Raw genomic sequence first — 22,153 nt, 5'->3', positions numbered from 1 at the left:
GGTCTCCCTGGTGCCGTCACTGACCGAGGCCGTCGCCGTCTCGCTGCCCGGCTCCCTCGTCGGCGTCACCGACTGGTGCAGTGAGCCCGCGGACCTCGACGCCGTCCGGATCGGCGGCACCAAGAACCCGGACGTCGCGAAAATCGTCGCCCTCGCCCCCGACCTGGTCGTCGCCAACGAGGAGGAGAACCGCGCCCCCGACCTGGCGGCGCTGCGCGCGGCGGGCATCGAGGTCCTGCTCACCGAGGTACGGGACGTGCCCGGCGCCTTCCGCGAGCTGGACCGGGTGCTGGCCGGGTGCGGAGCGCGGTCCCGGCCCCGCTGGCTGGACCAGGCCGAGGCGGTGTGGACGGACCTGCCGCCGCCGGAGCGCCGGACCACCGCCGTCGTACCCGTGTGGCGGCGCCCCTGGATGGTGGCCGGCCGGGACACCTTCGCCGGGGACGTACTGACCCGGCTCGGCGTGGACAACCTGTACGCCGCCCACGCGGACCGCTATCCGCGCGTACCCCTGGACGAACTGCGCGCCGCCGCGCCCGCCCTGGTCGTCCTGCCCGACGAGCCGTACCGCTTCACCGCCGACGACGGGCCCGAAGCGTTCACGGGGACACCCTGCGCGCTGGTCTCCGGCCGCCACCTCACCTGGTACGGGCCGTCGCTCGCGCGGGCCCCCGAGGTCATCGGCGCGGCGCTGCGAGCAGCTCGCCGCTGACGGTGCCGCGGACCGTGCGGACGAGGGCGACGGCCCAGGCCGCGAGGAGCAGCGCGTACAGGCCGAAGGCGAGTGCCCCGAACGCGACGAGGCCGGTGCGCCGGGCCAGGCCCTCGGCGGCGGTGACACAGGTGCCCACCGGGAAGGTGAAGGCCCACCAGGTCAGCGTGAACGTCATGCCCCGGCGCCGGGCCCGCACCACCAGCGCGGCGGACAGCGCCAGCCAGAGCAGCGCGAAGCCCAGCACCGGCACGCCGTACAGCACGGCGAACACGGCGAAGCCCGCGTCGTACGGGGCGGGCACCACCTCCGGGGCGTACCGGGCGAACTTGTCGGCGGCGGTCGTGGACTGCCCGAGCGGGCCGAGCACCAGGAACAGGGCCGGGGTCAGGGCGACGGGCAGCGGGCCCGCGGTGATCAGCCGGGTGACGATCACCGGGAGCAGCGCGAGCGTGGCCAGCAGGCTCGTCCCGAACAGCGCGCAGCAGCCGAGGAGCAGGGTCTCCCGCGCCTGACCGGGCGGCAGGTGCGGGACGAGCAGCGGGCCGACGGCGGCGGACACCATCGGCGCCACCAGCGGCAGCAGCCACACGGGCGTCGCGCGGTCGAACGTGATCCGGTGCCGGACCACCATGAGGTACGGCACCGCCACGGCCGCCGCGAGCGCCACCGCCGTACCGGCGGCGAACAGCACGGCGGCCAGGACGACGGCGGCCCGCTCGCCCGTCCAGTCCTCGCCCACGACAAGGGCGCCGCCGCCGACGGCGAGCAGGGCCATGGCGAGACACCCGTAGAACGGGGCCACGGCCGGGTCGAGGAGATGGGCGCGGGCCTGGTCGCGGTGGTGGGCCCAGTGCACGGCCCGGGCGGCCAGCAGCACGACGAGCAGCACGAGCGACAGCGCCCACACGGTGGCGCAGAAGACCCGGAGCCCCGGCAGGGCGGCGGCTCCCGCGGCTTCGGCGGGGAGCCCGGCACCGGCGGTGCCCACGATGGCCGTGCCCATCACGGCGGCGTACCAGTTCGGCCCGAGGTGCCGGACGGCGGCGACACGGAAGCGCCGGGGGCGCGGTGCGGCGGAGGGGGCGGGTGTGGCGGAAGGAGCGGTGGGGACGGTGGGGGAGGACGGGAGGGGCTGGGCTGCGGTCACCATGCCGTCCACGGTGTCGCGCGGTGGGCCTCCCCACCAGGGAGTAGGCACCTATGACGGCATAAGCTGGGTTTATGGGGCGAGGGCGTGAGGAGGCTCCAAGTGAGTGAGGGGTCGCATGAGTGAGGGGCCGGAGACGGCGGCTGGCGGGGCGGGGCATACGGCAGCGGTGACGGGTCACGCGGCTGGGGTCGTAGGTCACGCGGCCGGGGCGGCGGGTCACACGGCCGGGATGGCGGGGCATACGGCTGGGGTGGCGGGTCACGCGGCTGGGGTCGTAGGTCACGCGGCCGGGGCGGCGGGTCACACGGCCGGGATGGCGGGGCATACGGCCGGGGTGGCGCGGCGGGTGCCGGATCTCGGTGCGCTGGAGCTGCTGCTCGCCGTCGCCCGCACGGGGAGCCTCGGCCGGGCCGCCCGCGAACTCGGCATCACCCAGCCCGCCGCGAGCAGCCGGATCCGCTCCATGGAACGGCAGCTCGGCGTGGCGCTGGTGGACCGTTCGCCGCGCGGCTCGCGCCTGACCGACGCCGGGGTGCTCGTCACCGACTGGGCGCGGCGGATCGTCGAGGCGGCGGAGGCGTTCGACGCGGGGGCGCAGGCGCTGCGCGACCGGCGCGACTCGCGGCTGCGGGTCGCGGCGAGCATGACGATCGCCGAGTACCTGCTGCCCGGCTGGCTGATCGCGTTGCGCGCGGAGCGCCCCGGTACCGCGGTGTCCCTGCTCGCGGGCAACTCGGCGGCGGTCGCGGAGCGGCTCCTCGCGGACGAGGCCGACCTCGGCTTCGTCGAGGGGTTGTCGGTGCCGACGGGCCTCGACTCGGCGGTCATCGCGCACGACGACCTGATCGTGGTGGTGGCGCCCGGCCACCCGTGGGTCCGCAGGCGCCGTCCGCTCGCCGCGGCCGAGCTGGCCGCGACCCCGCTCGTCCTGCGGGAGGAGGGCTCGGGCACCCGCCAGGTCCTCGACGCGGCCCTGGGCGGCCTGGCGGCGCCGCTCCTCGAGTTCTCCTCCACGACGGCCGTGAAGGCGGCGGCGGTCAGCGGCGCGGGTCCCGCCGTCCTCAGCGAACTGGCCCTGGGCGAGGAACTCTCCGCCCGCCGCCTGCTCCGCGTCCCGCTGGCGGACGTCCGCCTGCACCGCTCCCTGCGCGCGGTCTGGCCCACGGGCCACCGCCCGACGGGACCGGCGAGGGAGCTGTTGGCACTTACGCGGAGTCGGGGGGTGTAGGCGAGGACAGGGGCGGGGCGGCTGCGGTGCGTTCTGTTCGGTCCGCCGAGGCGCTCCTCCGGTCCGCCGGGGCGCCCCTCCGGTCCGGCGGCGTGTCCCTCCGGTCCGGCGAAAATGCCTGGCGCGGGAGTCGCTCCGTTCCGCACGATGGGGCATGGTCACCGTTACCGCCCCGCCCGCCACGGGCCTGCGTACCCCTTGGGAAGCCCTGCCCGAGTCCGTCAAGGACGCCGTCGCCGGGGTGCTCGGCGCTCCGGTGGTCTCGGCGGTCACCCAGACGGGTGGTTTCTCGCCCGGCGTCGCGGCCCGCGTCGGCACGGCCGACGGCCGCCGCGCCTTCGTCAAGGCGGTGAGCGCCGACGCCAACCCCCAGAGCCCGGGGCTGCACCGCGCCGAGGCCCGCGTCTCCGCCGCACTGCCCCCGGAGGTCCCCGCGCCCCGCCTGCTCGGCAGCCACGACGACGGCACCTGGGTCGCCCTGGTCTTCGAGGACATCGACGGGCGCCAGCCCCGAGTACCGTGGTTACGCGACGAGTTGAGGCTCGTCTTCGATGCGGTCGGGGAGCTGGGGCGGATACTCACGCCGTCCCCCGTGGACGTCCCGGGCGCCGTGGACGACCTCGCCGACGACTTCCGCGGCTGGCGGCACCTCCTCGACGCGGGCGACACCGGCGATGGCCTCGATCCTTGGACCAGGGACCGGCTGCCCCTGCTGGCCGACCTCGCCGACCGCTGGACCGGCGCCGCCGACGGCGACACCCTCGTCCACTCCGACCTGCGCGCCGACAACGTGCTGCTCACCCCGGACGGCCGCGTCGTCCTCGTCGACTGGCCGCACGCCAGACGGGCCGCGCCCTGGTTCGACCTGCTGGTCATGCTGCCGTGCGTCCGTGCGCAGGGCGGTCCCGACCCCGAGGAGGTGTTCGCCGCCCATCCGCTGGGCCAGGGCGCCGACCCCGACGGCGTCACCGCCACCCTCGCGGGCCTGGCCGGTTACTTCATCCACGGCTCCCGGCAGCCGCCGCCCCCGGGACTGCCGACCCTGCGCGCCTTCCAGCGGGCACAGGGCGAGGCGGCCCTGGAATGGCTCAGGACGCGGCTCCGGGGGCGGACGGGTTGCTGACGGCCGGGGCGTCGGCGGCCGGGGCCTCGACGGACCCGGCGCGCACCGTTCCGACGGACCCGACGGACCCGACGCGCTCCGCCCCGACGGCCCCGACGGCCCCGGAGCCCTCCGCCCCGACGGACCCCGCGCACCCCGCAGCCCCCGCGGCCGCTGCCTCCACCAAGGCCCGCATGACGCGCGGGTCGTCGCCCGCCTCCGGATGCCACTGCACGCCCAGCACCCAGGCGGGCCCCGGCAGTTCCAGGGCCTCGACCGTCCCGTCCGCCGTGTGCGCCGAGGCGACGAGCCCCTCGCCGAGCCGCCGCACCGCCTGGTGGTGGTACATCGGCACGGTGGTGGGCTCCGGGACGGCGGCGGCGTACCGGGTCCCGGGCACCGGCACCACCTCGTGCCGTCCGAAGACGCCGACGTCCTTGAGATGCCCGTCGAGATGCTGTACGAGGGTCCCGCCGCGGACGACGTTCAGGAGCTGCATGCCGCGGCAGATCCCGAGCAGCGGCGTCCCCGAGGCCAGCGCCGCCTCGATCAGGGCGCTCTCCCACGCGTCCCGCTCCGGCGCGGGCGGCCCGGTGCGCGGCGAGCGCTCCGCGCCGTAGCGGGCCGGGTCGATGTCCGGGCCGCCCGCGACGACCAGCCCGTCGACGCGCGCCACGGCCTCGGCGGCGTACGCGGGATCGTCCGGCGGCAGCAGCGCCGCGAGCCCGCCCGCCCGCCGTACGAGCCGCGGGTAACCGGCCGGCACCAGCGCCGCGTCCAGTTGCCAGACGCCCCAGCGCACCCCCGGCTCCAGATACGTACTGACCCCGATCAGCGGCCTGCCCACACCGTGCATCCCCATCTCTCGTCCATCTCCCCGTCCTGGTCCTGGTCCGTCACCGGGCGTCCGGCACAATGGAACGCCTGCATACCTTTACGCGGCCACCGGCGCGGAAACCCGAAAGTCGCGCCCCTCGCGGCCCCGTCTCACGCGACCCCGTCCCACACGGCCCCGTCTCACGCCAGGAACCCCCGCAGCAGCGCCGCCGTCCCCGCGCAGTGCTCGCGCATCGCCTCCCGCGCGCCGCCCGCGTCCCCGGCGAGCACCGCCTCGACCAGCGCCACGTGCTGCCGCTGGGAGTGCTCCAGGTTCCGTACCAGCAGGGGTATGCAGTCCAGCAGTTCGTTGAGCTGGGCGCGTACGGCCGCGTACTGGGCGGTGAGCGAGGGCGAGCCGCACAGCTCGGCGAGCGTGAGGTGGAGCAGCGTGTCGTGCCGGCGGTACTCCGGCAGCGGCGCCTCGTGCGTACGGGCCAGCGCCTCACGCAGTCGCGCCGCCGAGGCGGGAGGCAGGCCGTGCGCCGCGCACAGCCCGGCCGCGCCCACCTCCAGGACCTCGCGGAAACGCAGTACGTCCTCCAGGTCCACGCTCTCGACGCGGCGGCGCAGTTCGTCCTCGCCCCGCGCGCCGGCCCGCGGGGCGAGGACGAACGTGCCCCCGTACCGCCCGCGCCGTGACTCCACCAGCCCCTCGTCCTGGAGCACCTTCAGCACCTCGCGCAGGGTCACCCGGCTGATCCCGAGGCGCCCGGCCAGCGCGCGTTCCGCGGGCAGCCGTCCGCCGTCCGGCACGAGGCCCAGCCGGACCACCTGGAGGATCTGCTCCAGCGCCTCCTCGAAGCCGTTGCCCGCCCGCACCGGCCGCAGCACCGGCGTCAGCCGGTCGTCCGCCGTGCCGTCGTCCGGATGTGCTTCCGCCTGCGACATGAGGCCGCGCCCCCTTCCCAAGCAAAGGTTCTCGGCAATACCTTATGGCTCCCGGCTGACCGAAGGAGGCACTTCCCGTGGCAGACCGCACACCCCCGCTCGCCGTCGAGGAGCTGCACGCCCTCGTCGCGGGCGGTGAGATCGACACGGTGGTCCTCGCCTTCCCCGACATGCAGGGGCGCCTCCAGGGCAAGCGTTTCGCCGCCCGTTTCTTCCTCGACGAGGTCCTGGAGCACGGCACGGAGGGCTGCAACTACCTGCTCGCCGTCGACACCGAGATGAACACCGTCGACGGCTACGACATGTCCTCCTGGGACCGCGGTTACGGCGACTTCGCCATGCGCCCGGACCCCGCCACCCTGCGCCGCGTGCCCTGGAACGAGGGCACCGCCCTGCTCATCGCCGACCTCGTCTGGGACGACGGCTCCCCGGTCGTGGCCGCGCCCCGCCAGATCCTGCGCCGCCAGCTCGACCGCCTCGCCGCCCTCGGCCACACCGCCCGGGTCGGCACGGAGCTGGAGTTCATCGTCTTCAAGGACACCTACGAGCAGGCGTGGGACGCGCACTACCGCGGCCTCACGCCCGCGAACCAGTACAACATCGACTACTCCGTCCTCGGCACCGGCCGCATCGAACCCCTGCTGCGCCGCATCCGCAACGAGATGCAGGCCGCGGGCCTGACCGTCGAGTCCGCGAAAGGCGAGTGCAACCCCGGCCAGCACGAGATCGCCTTCAAGTACGACGAGGCGCTGGTCACCTGCGACCAGCACGCCGTCTACAAGACCGGCGCCAAGGAGATCGCCGCCCAGGAGGGCGTCTCCCTCACCTTCATGGCCAAGTACAACGAGCGCGAGGGCAACTCCTGCCACATCCACCTCTCGCTCGCCGACGCGGACGGCGACAGCGTCATGGCGGGCGACGGACCCGGCGGCATGTCGGACGTCATGCGGCACTTCCTCGCCGGACAACTCGCCGCGCTGCGCGACTTCTCGCTGCTCTACGCGCCGAACATCAACTCCTACAAACGGTTCCAGCCCGGTTCCTTCGCGCCGACCGCCGTCGCCTGGGGCCACGACAACCGCACCTGCGCGCTGCGCGTGGTCGGCCACGGCCGCTCGCTGCGCTTCGAGAACCGGCTGCCCGGCGGCGACGTCAACCCGCACCTGGCCGTCGCCGGACTGGTCGCGGCCGGCCTGTACGGCATCGAGCACGAGCTGGAGCTGCCCGAACCCTGCGCGGGCAACGCCTACACGGCCGAGTACGAGCACGTCCCCACCACGCTGCGCGAGGCCGCCGAGCTCTGGGAGAACAGCCCCATCGCCAAGGCCGCCTTCGGCGACGAGGTGGTCGCGCACTACCGCAACATGGCGCGCGTCGAGCTGGCCGCCTTTGACGCCGCGGTGACCGACTGGGAGCTGCGCCGCTCCTTCGAACGCATGTGAAAGGTGCTGCCTTGCCGCACGAACTCGCCGTGGTCAACCCGGCGACCGAAGAGGTCGTCGCCACCGTCCCGGCGGCCTCCCGCGAGGACGTGGACGCCGCCGTCGTACGCGCCGCCGCCGCGCAGCGGCGCTGGGCCGCCCTCGCGCCCGGCGACCGGGCCCGGCTGCTGCGCCGCTTCGCCGTGGCCGTCGACGACCACCTGGAGGAACTGGCCCGCCTGGAGGTGCGCGAGGCCGGGCACGTCATCGGCAACGCCCGCTGGGAGGCGGGCAACGTCCGGGACCTGCTCGACTACGCGGCCGGCGGGGTCGAGCGGCTGACCGGCCGGCAGATCCCGGTGCCCGGCGGCCTCGACGTCACCATCCTCGAACCGCTGGGCGTCGTCGGGGTCATCGCGCCGTGGAACTTCCCGATGCCGATCGCGGCCTGGGGGACGGCACCGGCGCTCGCGGCCGGGAACGCGGTGTTGCTGAAGCCCGCCGAGACCACGCCATTGACCGCGCTGAGGCTGGCCGAACTCGCCCTGGAGGCAGGTCTTCCGGAACACCTCTTCCAGGTGCTGCCGGGGCACGGGCCCGTCACGGGCGCCGCGCTGGTCGAGCACCCGGGCGTGGCGAAGATCGTCTTCACCGGGTCAACGACTGTGGGCAAACAGGTGTGGGCCAAGGGTGCGGCGCATCTCAAGCGCGTCACGCTCGAACTCGGCGGCAAGAGCCCGAACATCGTCTTCGCCGACGCCGACCTCGAGGCCGCCGCCGCGGCGGCCCCCATGTCCTTCCTCGACAACTCGGGCCAGGACTGCTGTGCCCGCACCCGCATCCTCGTCCAGCGCTCCGTCCACGACCGCTTCCTCGAACTGCTCGCCCCGGCCGTCGAGTCCGTGACCGTCGGCGACCCGGCCGACGAGAGCGCCGCGATGGGCCCGCTGATCTCCCGCGTCCAGCTCGACCGCGTACGGTCCTACGTCCCCGACGGCACCCCCGGCATCCGCGGCACGGCACCCCAGGGACCCGGCTTCTGGTTCCCGCCCACCGTCGTCACCGGAGCCGACCCCCACGCGCGCGTGGCCGTCGAGGAGGTCTTCGGCCCGGTCGCCGTCGTGCTGCCCTTCGAGGACGAGGACGACGCCGTCCGCCTCGCCAACGCCACCGACTACGGCCTGTCCGGCTCGATCTGGACCCGGGACGTCGGCCGCGCGCTGCGCGTCTCGGGGGCCGTCCGCGCCGGGAACCTCTCCGTCAACTCCCATTCCAGCGTCCGCTACTGGACCCCGTTCGGCGGCTACAAGCAGTCGGGCATCGGTCGCGAACTGGGACCCGACGCCCTCACCGCGTTCACCGAGACCAAGAACGTCTTCATCAGCACGGAGGCCTGAACCGCACATGACCGACGACAGCACACAGGACGCGACGCAGGACAGCGGGACGCAGGACAGCACGCGGAACCCGGTGTGCCGCCGGCTGGCCGGCCGCACCGCCGTCGTCACCGGGGCCGGCAGCGGCATCGGCCTCGCCACCGCGCGCCGGCTCGCCGCCGAGGGCGCCCACGTGGTCTGCGGCGACATCGACGAGGAGCGGGGCCGGGCCGCCGCCGAGGAGACCGGCGGGCTCTTCGTGAAGGTCGACGTCACCGACCCCGGCCAGGTAGAGGCGCTGTTCAAGGCGGCGTACGACACCTACGGCTCGGTCGACGTCGCCTTCAACAACGCCGGGATCTCACCGCCCGACGACGACTCCATCCTGGAGACCGGGCTCGACGCCTGGAAGCGGGTCCAGGAGGTCAACCTCACCTCCGTCTACCTCTGCTGCAAGGCCGCCCTCCCCTACATGCGGCGCCAGCGCAAGGGCTCCATCATCAACACCGCGTCGTTCGTGGCCCGGATGGGCGCCGCCACCTCGCAGATCTCGTACACCGCCTCCAAGGGCGGCGTCCTCGCCATGTCCCGGGAACTGGGCGTGCAGTTCGCGCGCGAGGGCATCCGCGTCAACGCCCTGTGCCCGGGTCCCGTGAACACCCCGCTGCTCCAGGAGCTGTTCGCCAAGGACCCCGAGCGGGCCGCGCGCCGCCTGGTGCACATCCCGGCCGGGCGGTTCGCCGAGGCCGGGGAGATCGCCGCCGCGGTCGCCTTCCTGGCCAGCGACGACTCCTCCTTCGTGAACGCCACCGACTTCCTCGTGGACGGCGGCATCTCGGGGGCCTACGTCACGCCGCTGTAGGACGCGCGGCCGTGGGACACACGGCCGCGGGACACCGGGCGGCGGGACGTCACCCGCGTCCCGCCGCCGCGTGTCCGTGTCGTACCTCTTAAGCGCAGGTGGCCAACAGGTGTACGGTCCACGTTCCATGCGATACCGACGAGTTCTCGCGTGGACCCTGGCGGCGGCCGCCGCCCTGGCGGCCGCGCCACCCTCGGCGGCCGCCGCCACGGCCGCCCGTACGAACTGTCCCCGGCTGTCGACGAAGCTCGACTGGTACGGGGACAACCGCGCCCACCTCCAGCAGGTGATCGACGAGCGGGGCAGCTGCTCCGGGCACGGGCAGCACGGGCAGGTTCCCGTCGCCGCCTTCGACTGGGACAACACGGTCACCAAGAACGACGTCACCGATGCCACGATCTCCTGGTCCCTGCGGCACGACAAGATCCTGCGGCCCGCCCGCTGGCGCGACACCAGCAAGTGGCTGACCAAGGAGGCGGACACCGCCCTGACCAAGGCGTGCGGCACGGACGTCCCCGTGGGCGCACCGCTGCCCACCTCCACCAACACCCGCTGCACCGACGAGATCTTCGAGATCCGCGAGGACGGGAAGACGATGAGCGGCGCCGCCGCCTTCGCGGGGGAGTGGAACCACCGGCGCACCGTCCCCCAGTACGCCTGGGTCCCCCAGCTCTTCGCCGGGCACACCGTCGCCGAACTCCGCTCCTACGCCCGCAAGGCCCGTACCGAGGCGCTCGCCGCCCCCGTCGGCTCGACCCGCACCCTCGGCACCCACACCGTCCCGGCGTACGTGCGCTACTACGACCAGCAGCGCGACCTCATCCGCACGCTGCAACGGGCCGGGTTCGACGTCTACATCGTCTCGGCGGGCTCCGAACCGGTCACCGAGGAGTGGTCGCGCGGCGTCGGCGTGGACCGCGCGCACACCATCGCGATCCGCTCGGTCCTGGACCGCCGCGGCCGGATCACCACCTGGAACGAGGGCTGCGGAAACGTACCGGCGAGCCAGGGCGAGGCCATCCCGTACATCGACGGCAAGCGCTGCTGGATCAACCAGGAGATCTACGGAGTGGAGGGCGCCGCGGCCTGGCAGCGGCAGGACCGGTCCCACCGCATCACCGTCGGCGGCGGCGACGCCGACACCGACGTCACCTTCGTCGACGACGCCACCGGCGCCCACCTCGTCCTGAACCGCAACAAGAGCGAGATCATGTGCCGGGCCTACGACGACGCCGACGGGCGCTGGGTGATCAACCCGATGTTCATCGAGCCGCTGCCCCAGAAGACCGACCCCTACCCGTGCTCCACCAGCGCCTACAACGAACCGGACGGCGGCAAGGGACCGGTCCTGCGCCGGGACGGCTCGGTCGTACCGGACCAGGAGGACACCGTGTACTGACCGAGGAGCACTGACCGAGGACCCGGAACTCCGGTCACATCGATCACCCGCACGTCCTAGAGTGCCGGGATGAGCATGACGCCTCCGCCCGGCTGGTACCGCGACCCGTCCTATCCGCTCGTCGAGCGCTGGTGGGACGGTGCCGCGTGGACCGACCACCGGCGTCAGCCCGAGCAGCCGGTACCGATCCCGGTGTCGCCGGCCGGCCAGGACCCGCAGCTCGCGCCGCAGTCCGCAGCGGAGCCGCGGCGGTCCGGCGGCCCGAAGCGGGCCAAGGCCGTCGCCCTCGCCACGGCGGCGGTCGTCCTGGTCGCCGCCATCGTCACCGGCGCCGTCGTCCTCGGCCGCGACGACGACGGCGGCGGCGCGGAGGCCAGGACGACCACCGCCGCCGCCTCCGACAGCAAGGACGCCTCGCCCTCGCCGTCGGCCTCCGCCTCCAAGTCCGCGCAGGCGGACGATCCGTCCACGGTCGTCGACGACCTCAACGGCATCACCCTGGCGCTGCCCGACGGCTGGGTCAGACCCGAGAACGTCGCCGAGGACGACCTCGTCATGATCACCCCCGGCACCTACGACTGCCCGGGCGACCCCGGACTGTGCCGCCGGGGCCGGGTCTTCTCCCGCACGGTCACCTCCAACGACGAGAAGTCGCCCAAGGCGCTCGCCGAGAACGACATCGAGGACGCCGCGAACGACACGTACGACCGCGGCGTGCTCGACGAACGCCCCTACTCCGGCATCAAGTCCCACCAGGTGGTCAAGTCCGGCTCGGTGGCGGTCGGAGGCCGGGCCGGGTACTTCGTGCGCTGGCAGGTCACGACCGGCGCGGGACCCGGCGGCTACGTCGAGTCGCTGGCCTTCGCCTCCACCGTCGGCTCCCAGTCGATGATCCTCGTCCGCTTCGCCTTCGACGCCGGTGCGGACGGGCCGCCCGTCTCCGACATGGACCGCATCACCAAGGGCATCAAGCCGGTCGGCGACGCGGCCGGTTCGAGCGGGGGAGTGGGCAGCAGCATCGGCACGGGCCGGTAGCACGGGCCCCACCGGCGGGACGGACACCGGGGCACGCGGGGCACGGGCCGACGCTCCCGTACCGGCCCGACCGGCCCGACGCTCCCGTACCGGCCCGACAGCCCGACCGGCTCACAGGAAGGTGTGACCCTCCCCGCGGTAGGTCGGGACGGTCTCCGCCACCGTCTCGCCCGTGACCAGGTGCAGCGCCTCGAACCGCTCGCACAGCTCTCCGGCCTTGGCGTGCCGGAACCACACCTTGTCCCCGATGAGCAGATCGTCGGCGGGCGAGCCCAGCAGCGGCGTCTGCACCTCGCCTGGACCCTCCTGCGGGTCGTACCGCAGCCCCTCCGGCAGGTACGGCACCGGCAGCCGGTCCCGGCCCGCCGCGCCCGACGCCGGATAGCCGCCGCCCAGGACCGTCACCACGCCGACGCCCGGCCTGCGCACGACCGGCTGGGCGAAGAGCGCGGCCGGACGCCCGCTGAACGACGTGTAGTTGTCGAAGAGCCGCGGCACGTACAGGCCCGACCCCGCCGCTATCTCCGTCACCGCGTCCTCGGCCGCCGTGTGCTGGACGCTGCCTGTGCCGCCGCCGTTGACGAACTCCAGGTCCGGTACGAGGGCCCGTACCGCGCGCACCACCTCCGCGCGGCGCGCCGCCAGTTCCCGGCGGGCGGCCGACTGCATCAGCCGGACGGCCCGCGAGCGCACGGGGCTGCCCGCGACCGCGTCGCCCACACCGGCGATGTGCCCCTCGTACGCCATGATCCCCACCAGCCGGAAGCCGGGCCTGCGGGCCACCGCGCGGGCCAGTTCGGCGACCTGGGCGGCCGAGTGCAGCGGCGAGCGCCGCGCCCCGACCCGGACCCGTCCGCCGAGGAGGCGCAGGGAGGTGTCCAACTCCAGACACACCCGGACGACTTCGGTGCCGCCCTGCCGTGCGTCGTCGATCAGCCTGAGCTGGGCCGGGTCGTCGATCATGACCGTGACGGCGGCGGCGAGCTTGGGGTCGCCGGCCAGCTCGGCGTAGGCGGCGCGGTCGGCCGAGGGGTAGGCGAGCAGGACGTCGTCGAAGCCGGAGCGGGCCAGCCACAGCGACTCCGCAAGGGTGAAGGACATCACGCCCGCGAAACCGTCCCGCGCCAGGACCCGTTCGAGCAGTGCGCGACAGCGTACGGACTTGCTGGCCACCCGGATCGGCTTCCCCGCGGCCCGGCGCAGGAGGTCGTCGGCGTTGGCGTCGAAGGCGTCCAGGTCCACGATCGCGAGAGGGGCGTCGAGATGAGCGGTGGCCCGGTCGTAGCGGGCCCGGTCCGCGGCGCAGGCAGTCATGAACGAAGCCTGCCAGAGAGGATTACCGCAGGGTAGGGGGACGTTCCGGGCAGATGCCCCGGCGCCGCGGACTGGTTCCCGCCGGGGCCGCGTCAACCCGTAGAGTGACGCGCACGCGGGAACGGACGGCCCCTTGTCCGACCGGTTCCGACCGGATGGCGGCACGTCCGTACGGGTATGTCTGCCCAGGACGGTGTGGCGCCGCCCTGCCCCGCGTACGTAGCGACCCGCACGGTCTGGGCGGCGGGCCGGTGGCCCGGTGACGAGGAAACGGGGGGTGCATGAGCACGGAAGCGCGCAGCGCCTCCATCCCCCCGCGCCCACCGTCGCCGCCCCACCCCATCAGGGGCGAAGACTTCACAGCCCCGAACCCACCCTCGACCCCGGCCCCACCCGCGCCCACGTTCGCGTCCCCGGCCCCACCCGCGCCCACGTTCGCGTCCTTTGACGCGCCCCCGCCTCCGTCCGGGGCCCCTGACGTGCCCCCGCCTCCGTCCGCCGCGCCCGCCCGGGCCCCGCTTGCCGCGCCAGGCCCGGCGCCGTCCGCCGCGCCCCGCCCGGCCCCGGCCCGGCCCGCGCGCCGCCGCTGGCTCCCGCGCCGCCCCGCGTCGTCGGCCGACGAGCCCGCTCCCGCCCCGCGCGCCGACGGCACTCCGGCCCGGCCGACGTACCGCCCGGAAACTTGGCGCGGCCCGGCGTCCCCCACCGGCCGTATCCCGGTGGCGTCCGCCGAGGGCACGGCTCCCGCTGCGTACGGCTCAGGGTTCTCGCGCACTCCTGCGACACCGTCCGCCGGGGGCGCGCCCGCACCGTCCGCGGCCTTCGGCTCGGCGGGGCCCGCCGAGGGCACGCCCGCTCCGCCCGCGCACCGCCCGGGAAGCCGGCCCCGCCCCTCCTCGCCCTCCGCCGAGTCCGCCCCGGCGTCCCCCACCGGCCGTATCCCGGTGGCGTCCGCCGAGGGCGGTCCGCCGCGTCGCCCCGCCGCGTCGCCCCCGCCCCCGCAGGGACCCCCCGCGGCCGGGCGGACGCCGACTGCGCCTCCGCCGCGGCCCGGGACGCCGCCCTCGTCGGCCGGCGCTTCCGTTCCGCCGCGTCCTGTGGGGCCGCCCCGGGGCGGGTCCGGCGTCGGGCGGGACACGGTGTCCGGCTCCGCACCGGTCCCGCGCCGGTCCGGTGACCGGCCCCACGGTCGCCCCACGCCCCCGCCCCCGCCCGCCTCGGCACGCTTCCCCGACGCCCCGCCGACGGGCACGGCCCGCAAGCCCGCCTCCGTCGTCAGCGACGCCGCTCACCCCGCGCACCCCTCCGAGACCACCACCCGGCTGCGGCCCGTCCCCGGTGACGGGGCCCCTGGGGACGGGGCGGCGCGGCCGGCCGCGTTCGTGTCGTTCGGGCAGCCCGAGGTGTACGACGACGGGGCCGCGCGGTTCCGGGCGGTCGGCGGGCGCGGCCGGCCCCGGCCCCGGACGCTCACCGCCGCGGCCTGCGTCGTCCTCGGGCTCGGACTCATCGGCGGCGCGGTGACGGGCAGCTGGCTGACCGGCGACAGCGCGACGGAGGCCGGTTCGGCCGGTAACTTCGCGGCGGCCGCGGGCCTGTGGCACAGCGTTCCCGTCGACCGGCTCTTCCCGCCCACGGTGGACGGCGAGGGCGCGGGCCCCGGCGGAGCCGACCGCACCTGGACGCGGATCGCCGTCGCCCCCGACAGCGGCTGCGCGGACGCCTTCGACCCGCTGCTGCGCAAGGCCCTCGCCCCCGTCGGCTGCCTCCGGCTGCTGCGCGCCACCTACACCGACGCGACCCGCAGCCACGTCACCACCGTGGGGCTGCTGTTCACCAAGGCGGACGCGGCGGCCATGACCTCGCTGAAGAACCGATTCGGGAAAGAGGGCCTCGACCGCCGCAGCGACCTGATGCCCCGCCCGTACGCCGCGAAGGACACCGTCGCGGCGGACTTCGGCGACGCACAGCGCGCGTCCTGGACGGTGTCCGTGCTCACCGACGTCCCCGTGGTCGTCTACGCCGTCTCCGGTTTCGCCGACGGCCGCACGGTCACGGCCGCGCAGCCCGCCGCGGAAGCCGTGAGGACCGGCGCGACCACGGCCCCCGCCCAGTCCGGGCTCGGCAACGAGGCGAAGGGCCTCGCCGACCGCGTCGAACGGGGCCTGCGCAAGACCGCCACCTCGGCCTCGGAGAAGCCCTCATGACCCGTAAGTCCGGCGGCCGGCTGCTCACCCTGCTGCTCGCCGGCTCCCTGGCCCTGCTGCCCGCCGGCACCGCGCACGGCGACACCATCCGGGACAAGCAGTGGGCCCTGGACGCCATGCACACCCAGCAGGCCTGGCGCACCACCAAGGGCGCCGGCATCACCGTCGCCGTCCTGGACACCGGCGTCGACGACCAGCACCCCGACCTCGCGGGCAACGTCCTCACCGGCAAGGACATGGTCGGCTTCGGCGCGGGCCGCGGCGACCGGGCCTGGGCCAGGCACGGCACCGCCATGGCCGGGATCATCGCGGGCCACGGACACGGCGCGGGCAACGGCGACGGCGTCCTGGGCATCGCCCCCGAGGCGAAGATCCTCCCCGTCCGCGTGATCCTCGAGGACGGCGACTCCGCCCGCTCCAAGGCCCGCAACACCCGCGGCAACGCCCTCGCCGAAGGCATCCGCTGGGCCGCCGACCAGGGCGCCGACGTCATCAACCTCTCCCTCGGCGACGACTCCAAGTCCGCCCACCCCGAGCCCGCCGAGGACGAGGCGGTCCAGTACGCCCTGAAGAAGGGCTCCGTCGTGGTCGCCTCGGCCGGCAACGGCGGCGAGAAGGGCGACCACATCTCGTACCCCGCCGCCTATCCGGGCGTCATCGCCGCGACCGCCGTCGACCAGTACGGCACCCGCGCCTCCTTCTCCACCCGCCGCTGGTACGCCACCGTCAGCGCGCCCGGCGTCGACGTCGTCATCGCCGACCCGGACGACAAGTACTACGAGGGCTGGGGCACGAGCGCCGCCTCCGCGTTCGTCTCCGGCGCCGTCGCCCTGATCAGGGCCGCCCACCCGGGCCTGACCCCGGCGCAGATCAAGCAGCTCTTGGAGGACACGGCCCGCGAGGTGCCCAGCGGCGGCCGTGACGACTCCCGCGGCTTCGGCTTCATCGACCCCGCGGCCGCCATCGAGGAGGGCGGCAGGCTCGAACCGGAAGGGCTGCGCTCGGCGGCGTACGGCCAGAAGTACTTCGGCTCAGGGCCCGACGCCGCCGAGGACGACGACTCCACCGGCTGGGCGGGCCCGCTCGCCGGCGGCCTCGGCGCGGTCCTGCTGGCCGCCGCCGTGCTGCTCTGGCGCAACCGCAGGGACCCGCACCGGTTCGGCCGCTGACGGGACAGGTCGCTCAGGACCCGACGAAGTCGGCGATCTGGCCGAGCACGACCGTGTCCGTCAGATACCCGATGTGGGTCTGGCACGCCACGTTGTTGTTGGTCGCGCCGTCCAGCTTCGTGCTGGTGTAAGGGATGATGACGCCGTCGCACGCCGAGTACCAGGTGGCGTACCTGGTGTCGCCCGGCGTCTCGTCGCCCGAGGTGATCTGCGAGATGAACGAGGACCCCGGGTACATCTGCTGGCAGGTCGTATAGACCAGACAGGCACTCGCGTACGTCGTGCCGTGGTTGGCCCCGGCGATCGAGGCGAGGTGGCTGACGCTGGTGTTCCCGCCCAGCACCTTCAGGTAGTACTGGCTGACAAGGCCGCCCATCGAGTGGTTGACGATGGCCACCTTGCTCGCACCCGTCTTCGCCTTGACGCTGTTCACGAACGTGGCGAGGCCCTGGGCGTTGGTGATGTTGTTCCCGTACGAGTCGTACTCGTAGGCGAACAGGTTCGAGCTGGACCAGCCGTCGGCGCGGAAGACGCTCATGGCGGTGACCCAGTTGGAGGCGTTGCCGGTGTAGCCGTGGACGAAGACGACCGGGGTGCTGGTGGACAGCGTGCGCACGGCGGTGTCGGCCGACCGCGTGGTGGCGGTGGCGGTGCCGGTGGTGTCGGCGGCGCCTGCCGTGGGGGCGGCGGCGAAGAGAGTGAGCGCTGTCGTGGTGGCGGCGAGCGCGCCGAGAAGCTGACGCAGAGAACGGCGACGGGTGGAGCCCATGGAGCCCTCCTGACGGGGGATGCGGGTGCCTGGCCCGACCAGAGTCGTGGGGCGGAGCGCGGGCGCCATCGGCGAAATCACCAGTGCGCGTGGTGACGCCGGTCGCATCGAGCGGCGCGAGGCCGGCCGGCTCGCTAGTGCCCAACAGGCAACGTTCGCCCCGTCGCGACGCCCGGCACGCACTCTCGCCGCACCGGGCACAAACCCAGGTACGTCCAGTACGAGGGCTTGCGCCCGGCACGCCGAGAGCACGCACCGAACGCCGCTCCGTGCCGGGCAAACGTTGCCTGCCGGGGCACTAGCTCTCCGCGTCGCGGAACGCCGTGACCGCCGTCTTCGCCACCGTCTCCACCAGCGAGATGCCCTTCGCCTTCGTGGTGTTGCCGTTCGACAGCGCCACCACGAGGTAGTCGTCCCCGTCGACGGTGATCCGGCCGATGCTGTTGATGTCCCACAGCCCGGTCGTGCTGCGCGCCAGCCAGCCGTTCTTCAGCGCCCAGGCCGAACCTTCCCCGTCGCCGCTCCCGGTGGCGGCGGCCGACACCCCCCAGTGCTGATCGTCGGCTATGGCACCCATCAGGCCCTGCAGGTACGTCTGCGAGTCCGTGCTGAGCTCGGAGTCGTCGCCGAACACCTGCTGGAGCAGCACGAGCTGGTCGGCGGCCGTCGTCTGGGTCAGCCCCCACAACGGCCCCGCCCCACCCGCCGTCGCGGTCAGCCCGAAGCGCTTGTTCGCCGCGTCGAGCCCGGTCGTGCCGCCGATCGCGTCCCAGAGCGCCGTTGCCGAGTCGTTGTCACTGTCCTCGATCATCGCGGTGGCGTACGTCTTCTCCTGCGCGGTGAGCTCCCGGTCCGCGTCCTGCGCCTGGAGCAGCAGCGCCGCGAGGATGTCGACCTTGACGATGCTCGCCGTGTCGAAGGACTCGTCCCCGGACGTCGCGCTCTCGCCGGACGCCAGGTCGAGCACGGCCACCGACGTCGCGGCACCGTCCTCCAGGGTCACCGACTCCATGGCCTCGGCCAGCACCGCGTCCCGGTCCACCGACGGCTCCGCCACAGGCTCCACGGACGCCTCCTCACCGGCCGCCGACGACGCCGACGACGATACGGCGCCCGAGTCGGCGTGCGCCTGCGTTTTCACGTACGCGGTGCCCGCCGCCGTACCGCCCACGAGTACGGCACCCGCCAGGGCCGTCCAGACGAACGGCCGGCGCCCGGGCCTGCGGGCGCGCCTGCGACGACCTCTGTGAGACTCCATGACGGCGATGCTGCGGGCCGCCCCTGTGCACGCCGTTAGACAAAAGTTAGAGGCGTGTCAGGGAAAGCTGAGAAACACGTGAGAGCGAGACGGCCGTAGTCGTGCACCCGCACCCGACGATCCGTGCGCTCGCCCCCGACGATCCGTGCGCTCGCCCCCGACGAGCTGTGCGCCCGCCCCCGACGACCCGTGCGCCCGCCCCCGGCGGAGTCGCCGGCCCGCCCCCGATAGGGTCGACGACCGTGGCGAACAAGAACATCCCCGACCCCGGCTTCTCCGACGACGACGGCTCCGCCGATCCCCGGCTCAGCGCGGCGCTCGAGGCCTGGGCCGCGGACCGCACCGCCGAGACCCCGGTCCTGGAAGCGCTCAAAGGGGCCCGGCTGCTCGTCCCGGTGGTGGCCGTCCTCGGCGAGGTGGAGACGGACGAGCGGGGACTGCGCCACGAGAAGACCAGCGACATGGCGGTACCGACCCTGAAGGCCGGTCACCGCACGGCCCTGCCCGCCTTCACCTCCACCGAGTCGCTGGCCCGCTGGGACCCGGCGGCGCGCCCCGTCGCCGTACCGCTGCACCAGGCGCTCCAGGCCGCCGCGCACGAGAAGGCGGACACGCTGCTGCTCGACATGGCGGGCCCGGTGACCTACGAGCTGACCGGCCCGGCGCTGCTCGCCCTCGCCGAGGGCCGCACCAGCACCGATCCGCTGGCCGACCCGGCCGTCACCGAGGCGATACGCGCGGCGGTCGCCGCCGAGCCCGGCGTGCTCTCCGCCCACCTCGGCCCCGGACAGGCGGACGGCACCCTCGCCCTGGTCCTCGACCCGACCGCGGTCCCGGCCGAGGCCGCCCGCGCGGTCGCCGCGCGGCTGGCCGCCGACGACACACTGCGGGCCCGCCTGGTGCGCGGCCTCGACCTGGCACTGCTGCCGGCCGGGGCGACGCCACCGGGCGAGCCCTTGTACGTGCGGGAGATCTGACCGTACGGATTCAGCCGTACGGACGAGGTTTACGGGTTCGGGCGTACGGGGTGAGACGTACGGGACGAGGTGTACGGGTTCGGGCGTACGGGCTCAGGCGTACACCGGACCCGTGTACTTCTCGCCCGGGCCCTGACCCGGCTCGTCCGGGACGATCGACGCCTCGCGGAACGCGAGCTGGAGCGACTTCAGGCCGTCGCGCAGCGGCGCCGCGTGGAAGGAGCTGATCTCGGTCGCGCTCGCGTCGAGCAGCCCGGCGAGCGCGTGCACCAGCTTGCGCGCCTCGTCGAGGTCCTTGTGCTCGTCGCCCTCCTCCGTGAGCCCGAGCTTCACGGCGGCGGCGCTCATCAGATTGACGGCGACCGTCACGATCACCTCGACCGCGGGGACCTCGGCGATGTCGCGGGCCATGGCGGTGAAGTCGGCATTCTGGGGAGGGGTGTCACTCATGTCCCTCACGATAGGTCCACCGCGGACGTGCTCAGGACCCAGCCCCGGCCAGGTGCGGGACCGCTCGATGGGGCGCTCGATTGGCCGTTTCCCTGCGGATCCTGCTAACCTTGTGTAACGACCGGTCGGACATCCCTGTCCGGCCCGCAAGTGGAGGCTCCGATCTCCCACCCGACCATCCTCCGGGAAGGCGGGTCACCCGGTCAGGCGGCCGCCATCGTTCCGTACGGACGATGGAGTCGCCCGAAGCGCGCCCCGCGGTCGACGCGGCGGTGCTCCGGTAGTCCTTGGAGCCCCGCCTGTGTCCCGTCCGGGGCATTTTTCGTGCCCCGCGGTGGTTGGTCCAAGTGTCATCCAGACGTACACGGCTGTCCGCCAGACCGCCGTGTGGTGCTACCGAGGAGGATCCATCAGCACCGAGCCCCGCATCAACGACCGGATTCGCGTCCCCGAAGTGCGACTTGTCGGTCCCAGCGGCGAGCAGGTCGGGATTGTTCCGCTTGCCAAGGCCCTTGAGCTTGCTCAGGAGTACGACCTCGACCTGGTCGAGGTGGCGGCGAACGCTCGCCCGCCCGTCTGCAAGCTCATGGACTACGGCAAGTTCAAGTACGAGTCGGCCATGAAGGCCCGTGAGGCGCGCAAGAACCAGGCGCACACGGTCATCAAGGAGATGAAGCTCCGGCCGAAGATCGACCCGCACGACTATGACACGAAGAAGGGTCACGTCGTCCGGTTCCTCAAGCAGGGCGACAAGGTCAAGATCACGATCATGTTCCGTGGTCGCGAGCAGTCCCGGCCGGAGCTCGGCTACCGGCTGTTGCAGCGTCTCGCGACGGACGTCGAGGACCTCGGTTTCGTGGAGTCGAACCCGAAGCAGGACGGCCGGAACATGATCATGGTCCTCGGGCCGCACAAGAAGAAGACCGAGGCGATGGCCGAGGCCCGCGAGGCCCAGGCGGCCCGTAAGGCGGATGCGAAGGCCAACCCCGGCCGCTCGCAGAACGCCGCGGACGCCGACGCCCCTGTCGAGGCCGACGCCGAGGCTTCCGCCGAGGCCTGATCCCAGGGCGTGAGCCCCGGGATCACCCAGGACGGACGTTCGGGGGGACACCCCGGGACGGCGGTCCGGGGATGTCAATCGATACATATGACGTTCCGACGTGCCCGGTTTCGCGACCGGGCACCGGAGCGCCACTGACGAGGAGAGAACGGCGCTATGCCGAAGAACAAGTCGCACAGCGGTGCCAGCAAGCGCTTCAAGGTCACCGGCTCCGGCAAGGTGCTCCGTGAGCGCGCCGGCAAGCGCCACCTGCTCGAGCACAAGTCGTCCCGACTGACGCGTCGCCTCACCGGCAACGCCGAGATGGCCCCGGGCGACGCCAAGAAGATCAAGAAGCTTCTCGGCAAGTGACGCGACGGCGCGCGAGCGCCGTACGTCAGGACCGGGACCCAATCGATTTCGGGCCGTGTGACGACATCCACGGCCCCGCTACAAGGAGTTAACAAGTGGCACGCGTCAAGCGGGCAGTCAACGCCCACAAGAAGCGCCGGGCGATCCTCGAGCAGGCCTCCGGCTACCGCGGTCAGCGCTCGCGCCTGTACCGCAAGGCCAAGGAGCAGGTCACCCACTCGCTGGTCTACAACTACAACGACCGCAAGAAGCGCAAGGGCGACTTCCGTCAGCTGTGGATCCAGCGCATCAACGCCGCTGCCCGCGCCAACGGCATCACCTACAACCGCTTCATCCAGGGTCTGAAGGCCGCCAACATCGAGGTGGACCGCAAGATCCTCGCCGACCTGGCGGTCAACGACGCGGGCGCGTTCGCCGCCCTCGTCGAGGTCGCGCAGAAGGCGCTGCCGTCGGACGTCAACGCGCCGAAGGCCGCGTGACGCTGCGCTGGCTTTGGCCGACGTGACTGCCGGACCCGCAGGTTGCAAAGCCTGCGGGTCCGTT

The 22,153-nt window shown here is 73.7% G+C and carries 20 protein-coding genes and 1 pseudogene; 14 read left to right on the top strand and 7 right to left on the bottom strand.

Features of this window, described 5'->3' with window-relative positions; genetic code table 11:
• The first annotated feature begins 10 nt into the window (after positions 1-10).
• The gene (locus ACFV6E_RS06475; protein ID WP_385171233.1) at positions 11-712 is read left to right on the top strand and encodes a helical backbone metal receptor; all 702 of its coding nucleotides are present in this window, start codon (positions 11-13) and stop codon (positions 710-712) included.
• On the opposite strand, the gene ACFV6E_RS06470 is transcribed toward ACFV6E_RS06475, so the two are convergent.
• Entirely contained in the window at positions 678-1,865 is a 1,188-nt protein-coding gene (locus tag ACFV6E_RS06470) for a TDT family transporter (protein WP_385171231.1), read from the bottom strand. The genes ACFV6E_RS06475 and ACFV6E_RS06470 overlap by 35 nt on opposite strands.
• Before the next feature lie 313 nt (positions 1,866-2,178).
• On the opposite strand from ACFV6E_RS06470, the gene ACFV6E_RS06465 reads away from it, so the two are divergent.
• Together ACFV6E_RS06465 and ACFV6E_RS06460 are read left to right on the top strand one after the other, a co-directional pair.
• Positions 2,179-3,093 carry a LysR family transcriptional regulator gene (locus ACFV6E_RS06465; protein WP_385459688.1) on the top strand — a complete coding sequence of 305 codons (915 nt, stop codon included), beginning with the start codon at positions 2,179-2,181 and terminating at the stop codon, positions 3,091-3,093.
• Between the two features lie 154 nt (positions 3,094-3,247).
• On the top strand, positions 3,248-4,216 hold the full coding sequence (locus ACFV6E_RS06460) for an aminoglycoside phosphotransferase family protein (RefSeq protein WP_385459686.1): 969 nt from the start codon (positions 3,248-3,250) through the stop codon (positions 4,214-4,216).
• Between the two features lie 145 nt (positions 4,217-4,361).
• Here ACFV6E_RS06460 and ACFV6E_RS06455 read toward each other — a convergent pair.
• Both ACFV6E_RS06455 and ACFV6E_RS06450 read right to left on the bottom strand, forming a co-directional pair.
• A pseudogene (locus tag ACFV6E_RS06455) lies at positions 4,362-5,051 on the bottom strand (gamma-glutamyl-gamma-aminobutyrate hydrolase family protein); the annotation flags it as partial.
• Positions 5,052-5,212: 161 nt separating this feature from the next.
• Positions 5,213-5,962, bottom strand: a complete 750-nt coding sequence (locus ACFV6E_RS06450; protein WP_385459684.1) for a FadR/GntR family transcriptional regulator — start codon at positions 5,960-5,962, stop codon at positions 5,213-5,215.
• A gap of 77 nt (positions 5,963-6,039) precedes the next feature.
• On the opposite strand from ACFV6E_RS06450, the gene ACFV6E_RS06445 reads away from it, so the two are divergent.
• The 5 genes from ACFV6E_RS06445 (at position 6,040) to ACFV6E_RS06425 (ending at position 12,055) form a co-directional block, all read left to right on the top strand.
• On the top strand, positions 6,040-7,404 hold the full coding sequence (locus tag ACFV6E_RS06445) for a glutamine synthetase family protein (RefSeq protein ID WP_385171219.1): 1,365 nt from the start codon (positions 6,040-6,042) through the stop codon (positions 7,402-7,404).
• Between the two features lie 11 nt (positions 7,405-7,415).
• Positions 7,416-8,780: an aldehyde dehydrogenase family protein gene (locus tag ACFV6E_RS06440; RefSeq protein ID WP_385171216.1), complete on the top strand. Its 1,365-nt coding sequence runs from the start codon at positions 7,416-7,418 to the stop codon at positions 8,778-8,780.
• Between the two features lie 7 nt (positions 8,781-8,787).
• Positions 8,788-9,621, top strand: coding sequence for a 3-oxoacyl-ACP reductase (locus tag ACFV6E_RS06435; protein WP_385171213.1), 834 nt, complete (start codon positions 8,788-8,790; stop codon positions 9,619-9,621).
• 127 nt (positions 9,622-9,748) lie between these two features.
• A complete protein-coding gene (locus ACFV6E_RS06430; protein WP_385459682.1) occupies positions 9,749-11,020 on the top strand; it encodes a haloacid dehalogenase-like hydrolase in 1,272 nt (423 codons plus the stop codon).
• Positions 11,021-11,089: 69 nt separating this feature from the next.
• Positions 11,090-12,055, top strand: a complete 966-nt coding sequence (locus tag ACFV6E_RS06425) for a DUF2510 domain-containing protein (RefSeq protein WP_385459681.1) — start codon at positions 11,090-11,092, stop codon at positions 12,053-12,055.
• 111 nt (positions 12,056-12,166) lie between these two features.
• Here ACFV6E_RS06425 and ACFV6E_RS06420 read toward each other — a convergent pair whose 3' ends face one another.
• Positions 12,167-13,369, bottom strand: a complete 1,203-nt coding sequence (locus ACFV6E_RS06420; RefSeq protein WP_385459679.1) for an amino acid deaminase/aldolase — start codon at positions 13,367-13,369, stop codon at positions 12,167-12,169.
• Positions 13,370-14,508: 1,139 nt separating this feature from the next.
• Here ACFV6E_RS06420 and ACFV6E_RS06415 point away from each other — a divergent pair.
• A complete protein-coding gene (locus tag ACFV6E_RS06415) occupies positions 14,509-15,576 on the top strand; it encodes a hypothetical protein (protein WP_385459677.1) in 1,068 nt (355 codons plus the stop codon).
• Positions 15,573-16,745 (top strand): type VII secretion-associated serine protease mycosin, encoded by a 1,173-nt coding sequence (mycP, locus tag ACFV6E_RS06410; protein ID WP_385167501.1) that lies wholly within the window; start codon positions 15,573-15,575, stop codon positions 16,743-16,745. Before ACFV6E_RS06415 ends, mycP begins: the two co-directional genes overlap by 4 nt.
• A 13-nt stretch (positions 16,746-16,758) precedes the next feature.
• Here the strand turns inward: mycP and ACFV6E_RS06405 are convergent, their stop codons facing one another.
• Both ACFV6E_RS06405 and ACFV6E_RS06400 read right to left on the bottom strand, forming a co-directional pair.
• Entirely contained in the window at positions 16,759-17,514 is a 756-nt protein-coding gene (locus tag ACFV6E_RS06405; RefSeq protein WP_385167499.1) for an esterase/lipase family protein, read from the bottom strand.
• 298 nt (positions 17,515-17,812) lie between these two features.
• Positions 17,813-18,772, bottom strand: a complete 960-nt coding sequence (locus ACFV6E_RS06400; protein WP_385459675.1) for a hypothetical protein — start codon at positions 18,770-18,772, stop codon at positions 17,813-17,815.
• A 242-nt stretch (positions 18,773-19,014) separates the two neighbouring features.
• On the opposite strand from ACFV6E_RS06400, the gene ACFV6E_RS06395 reads away from it, so the two are divergent.
• A complete protein-coding gene (locus ACFV6E_RS06395) occupies positions 19,015-19,749 on the top strand; it encodes an SseB family protein (RefSeq protein ID WP_385459673.1) in 735 nt (244 codons plus the stop codon).
• Positions 19,750-19,842: 93 nt separating this feature from the next.
• On the opposite strand, the gene ACFV6E_RS06390 is transcribed toward ACFV6E_RS06395, so the two are convergent.
• On the bottom strand, positions 19,843-20,199 hold the full coding sequence (locus ACFV6E_RS06390; RefSeq protein ID WP_385167493.1) for a DUF1844 domain-containing protein: 357 nt from the start codon (positions 20,197-20,199) through the stop codon (positions 19,843-19,845).
• A gap of 385 nt (positions 20,200-20,584) precedes the next feature.
• Here ACFV6E_RS06390 and infC point away from each other — a divergent pair, with 385 nt between their 5' ends.
• The 3 genes from infC to rplT all read left to right on the top strand — a co-directional run bounded on the left by infC (position 20,585) and on the right by rplT (position 22,089).
• The gene (gene infC / locus ACFV6E_RS06385; protein ID WP_385167511.1) at positions 20,585-21,259 is read left to right on the top strand and encodes a translation initiation factor IF-3; all 675 of its coding nucleotides are present in this window, start codon (positions 20,585-20,587) and stop codon (positions 21,257-21,259) included.
• Between the two features lie 156 nt (positions 21,260-21,415).
• Positions 21,416-21,610 carry a 50S ribosomal protein L35 gene (gene rpmI / locus ACFV6E_RS06380; RefSeq protein WP_007829094.1) on the top strand — a complete coding sequence of 65 codons (195 nt, stop codon included), beginning with the start codon at positions 21,416-21,418 and terminating at the stop codon, positions 21,608-21,610.
• Positions 21,611-21,705: 95 nt separating this feature from the next.
• The gene (gene rplT / locus ACFV6E_RS06375; RefSeq protein ID WP_385167491.1) at positions 21,706-22,089 is read left to right on the top strand and encodes a 50S ribosomal protein L20; all 384 of its coding nucleotides are present in this window, start codon (positions 21,706-21,708) and stop codon (positions 22,087-22,089) included.
• Positions 22,090-22,153 lie beyond the last annotated feature (64 nt).

This window comes from Streptomyces sp. NPDC059785, assembly GCF_042732375.1.
In the GTDB taxonomy this organism is placed as follows: domain Bacteria; phylum Actinomycetota; class Actinomycetes; order Streptomycetales; family Streptomycetaceae; genus Streptomyces.
This window is presented reverse-complemented; position numbering and strand designations above follow the sequence as displayed.

Excerpts from the sequence above, each read along its gene's own strand:
- ACFV6E_RS06470 (WP_385171231.1), bottom strand. The coding sequence starts at position 1,865 with ATGGTGACCGCAGCCCAGCCCCTCCCGTCCTCCCCCACCGTCCCCACC.
- ACFV6E_RS06465 (WP_385459688.1), top strand. The coding sequence starts at position 2,179 with ATGGCGGGGCATACGGCCGGGGTGGCGCGGCGGGTGCCGGATCTCGGT.
- ACFV6E_RS06460 (WP_385459686.1), top strand. The coding sequence starts at position 3,248 with ATGGTCACCGTTACCGCCCCGCCCGCCACGGGCCTGCGTACCCCTTGG.
- ACFV6E_RS06450 (WP_385459684.1), bottom strand. The coding sequence starts at position 5,962 with ATGTCGCAGGCGGAAGCACATCCGGACGACGGCACGGCGGACGACCGG.
- ACFV6E_RS06435 (WP_385171213.1), top strand. The coding sequence starts at position 8,788 with ATGACCGACGACAGCACACAGGACGCGACGCAGGACAGCGGGACGCAG.
- ACFV6E_RS06430 (WP_385459682.1), top strand. The coding sequence starts at position 9,749 with ATGCGATACCGACGAGTTCTCGCGTGGACCCTGGCGGCGGCCGCCGCC.
- ACFV6E_RS06425 (WP_385459681.1), top strand. The coding sequence starts at position 11,090 with ATGAGCATGACGCCTCCGCCCGGCTGGTACCGCGACCCGTCCTATCCG.
- ACFV6E_RS06420 (WP_385459679.1), bottom strand. The coding sequence starts at position 13,369 with ATGACTGCCTGCGCCGCGGACCGGGCCCGCTACGACCGGGCCACCGCT.
- mycP (WP_385167501.1), top strand. The coding sequence starts at position 15,573 with ATGACCCGTAAGTCCGGCGGCCGGCTGCTCACCCTGCTGCTCGCCGGC.
- ACFV6E_RS06405 (WP_385167499.1), bottom strand. The coding sequence starts at position 17,514 with ATGGGCTCCACCCGTCGCCGTTCTCTGCGTCAGCTTCTCGGCGCGCTC.
- ACFV6E_RS06400 (WP_385459675.1), bottom strand. The coding sequence starts at position 18,772 with ATGGAGTCTCACAGAGGTCGTCGCAGGCGCGCCCGCAGGCCCGGGCGC.
- ACFV6E_RS06390 (WP_385167493.1), bottom strand. The coding sequence starts at position 20,199 with ATGAGTGACACCCCTCCCCAGAATGCCGACTTCACCGCCATGGCCCGC.
- rpmI (WP_007829094.1), top strand. The coding sequence starts at position 21,416 with ATGCCGAAGAACAAGTCGCACAGCGGTGCCAGCAAGCGCTTCAAGGTC.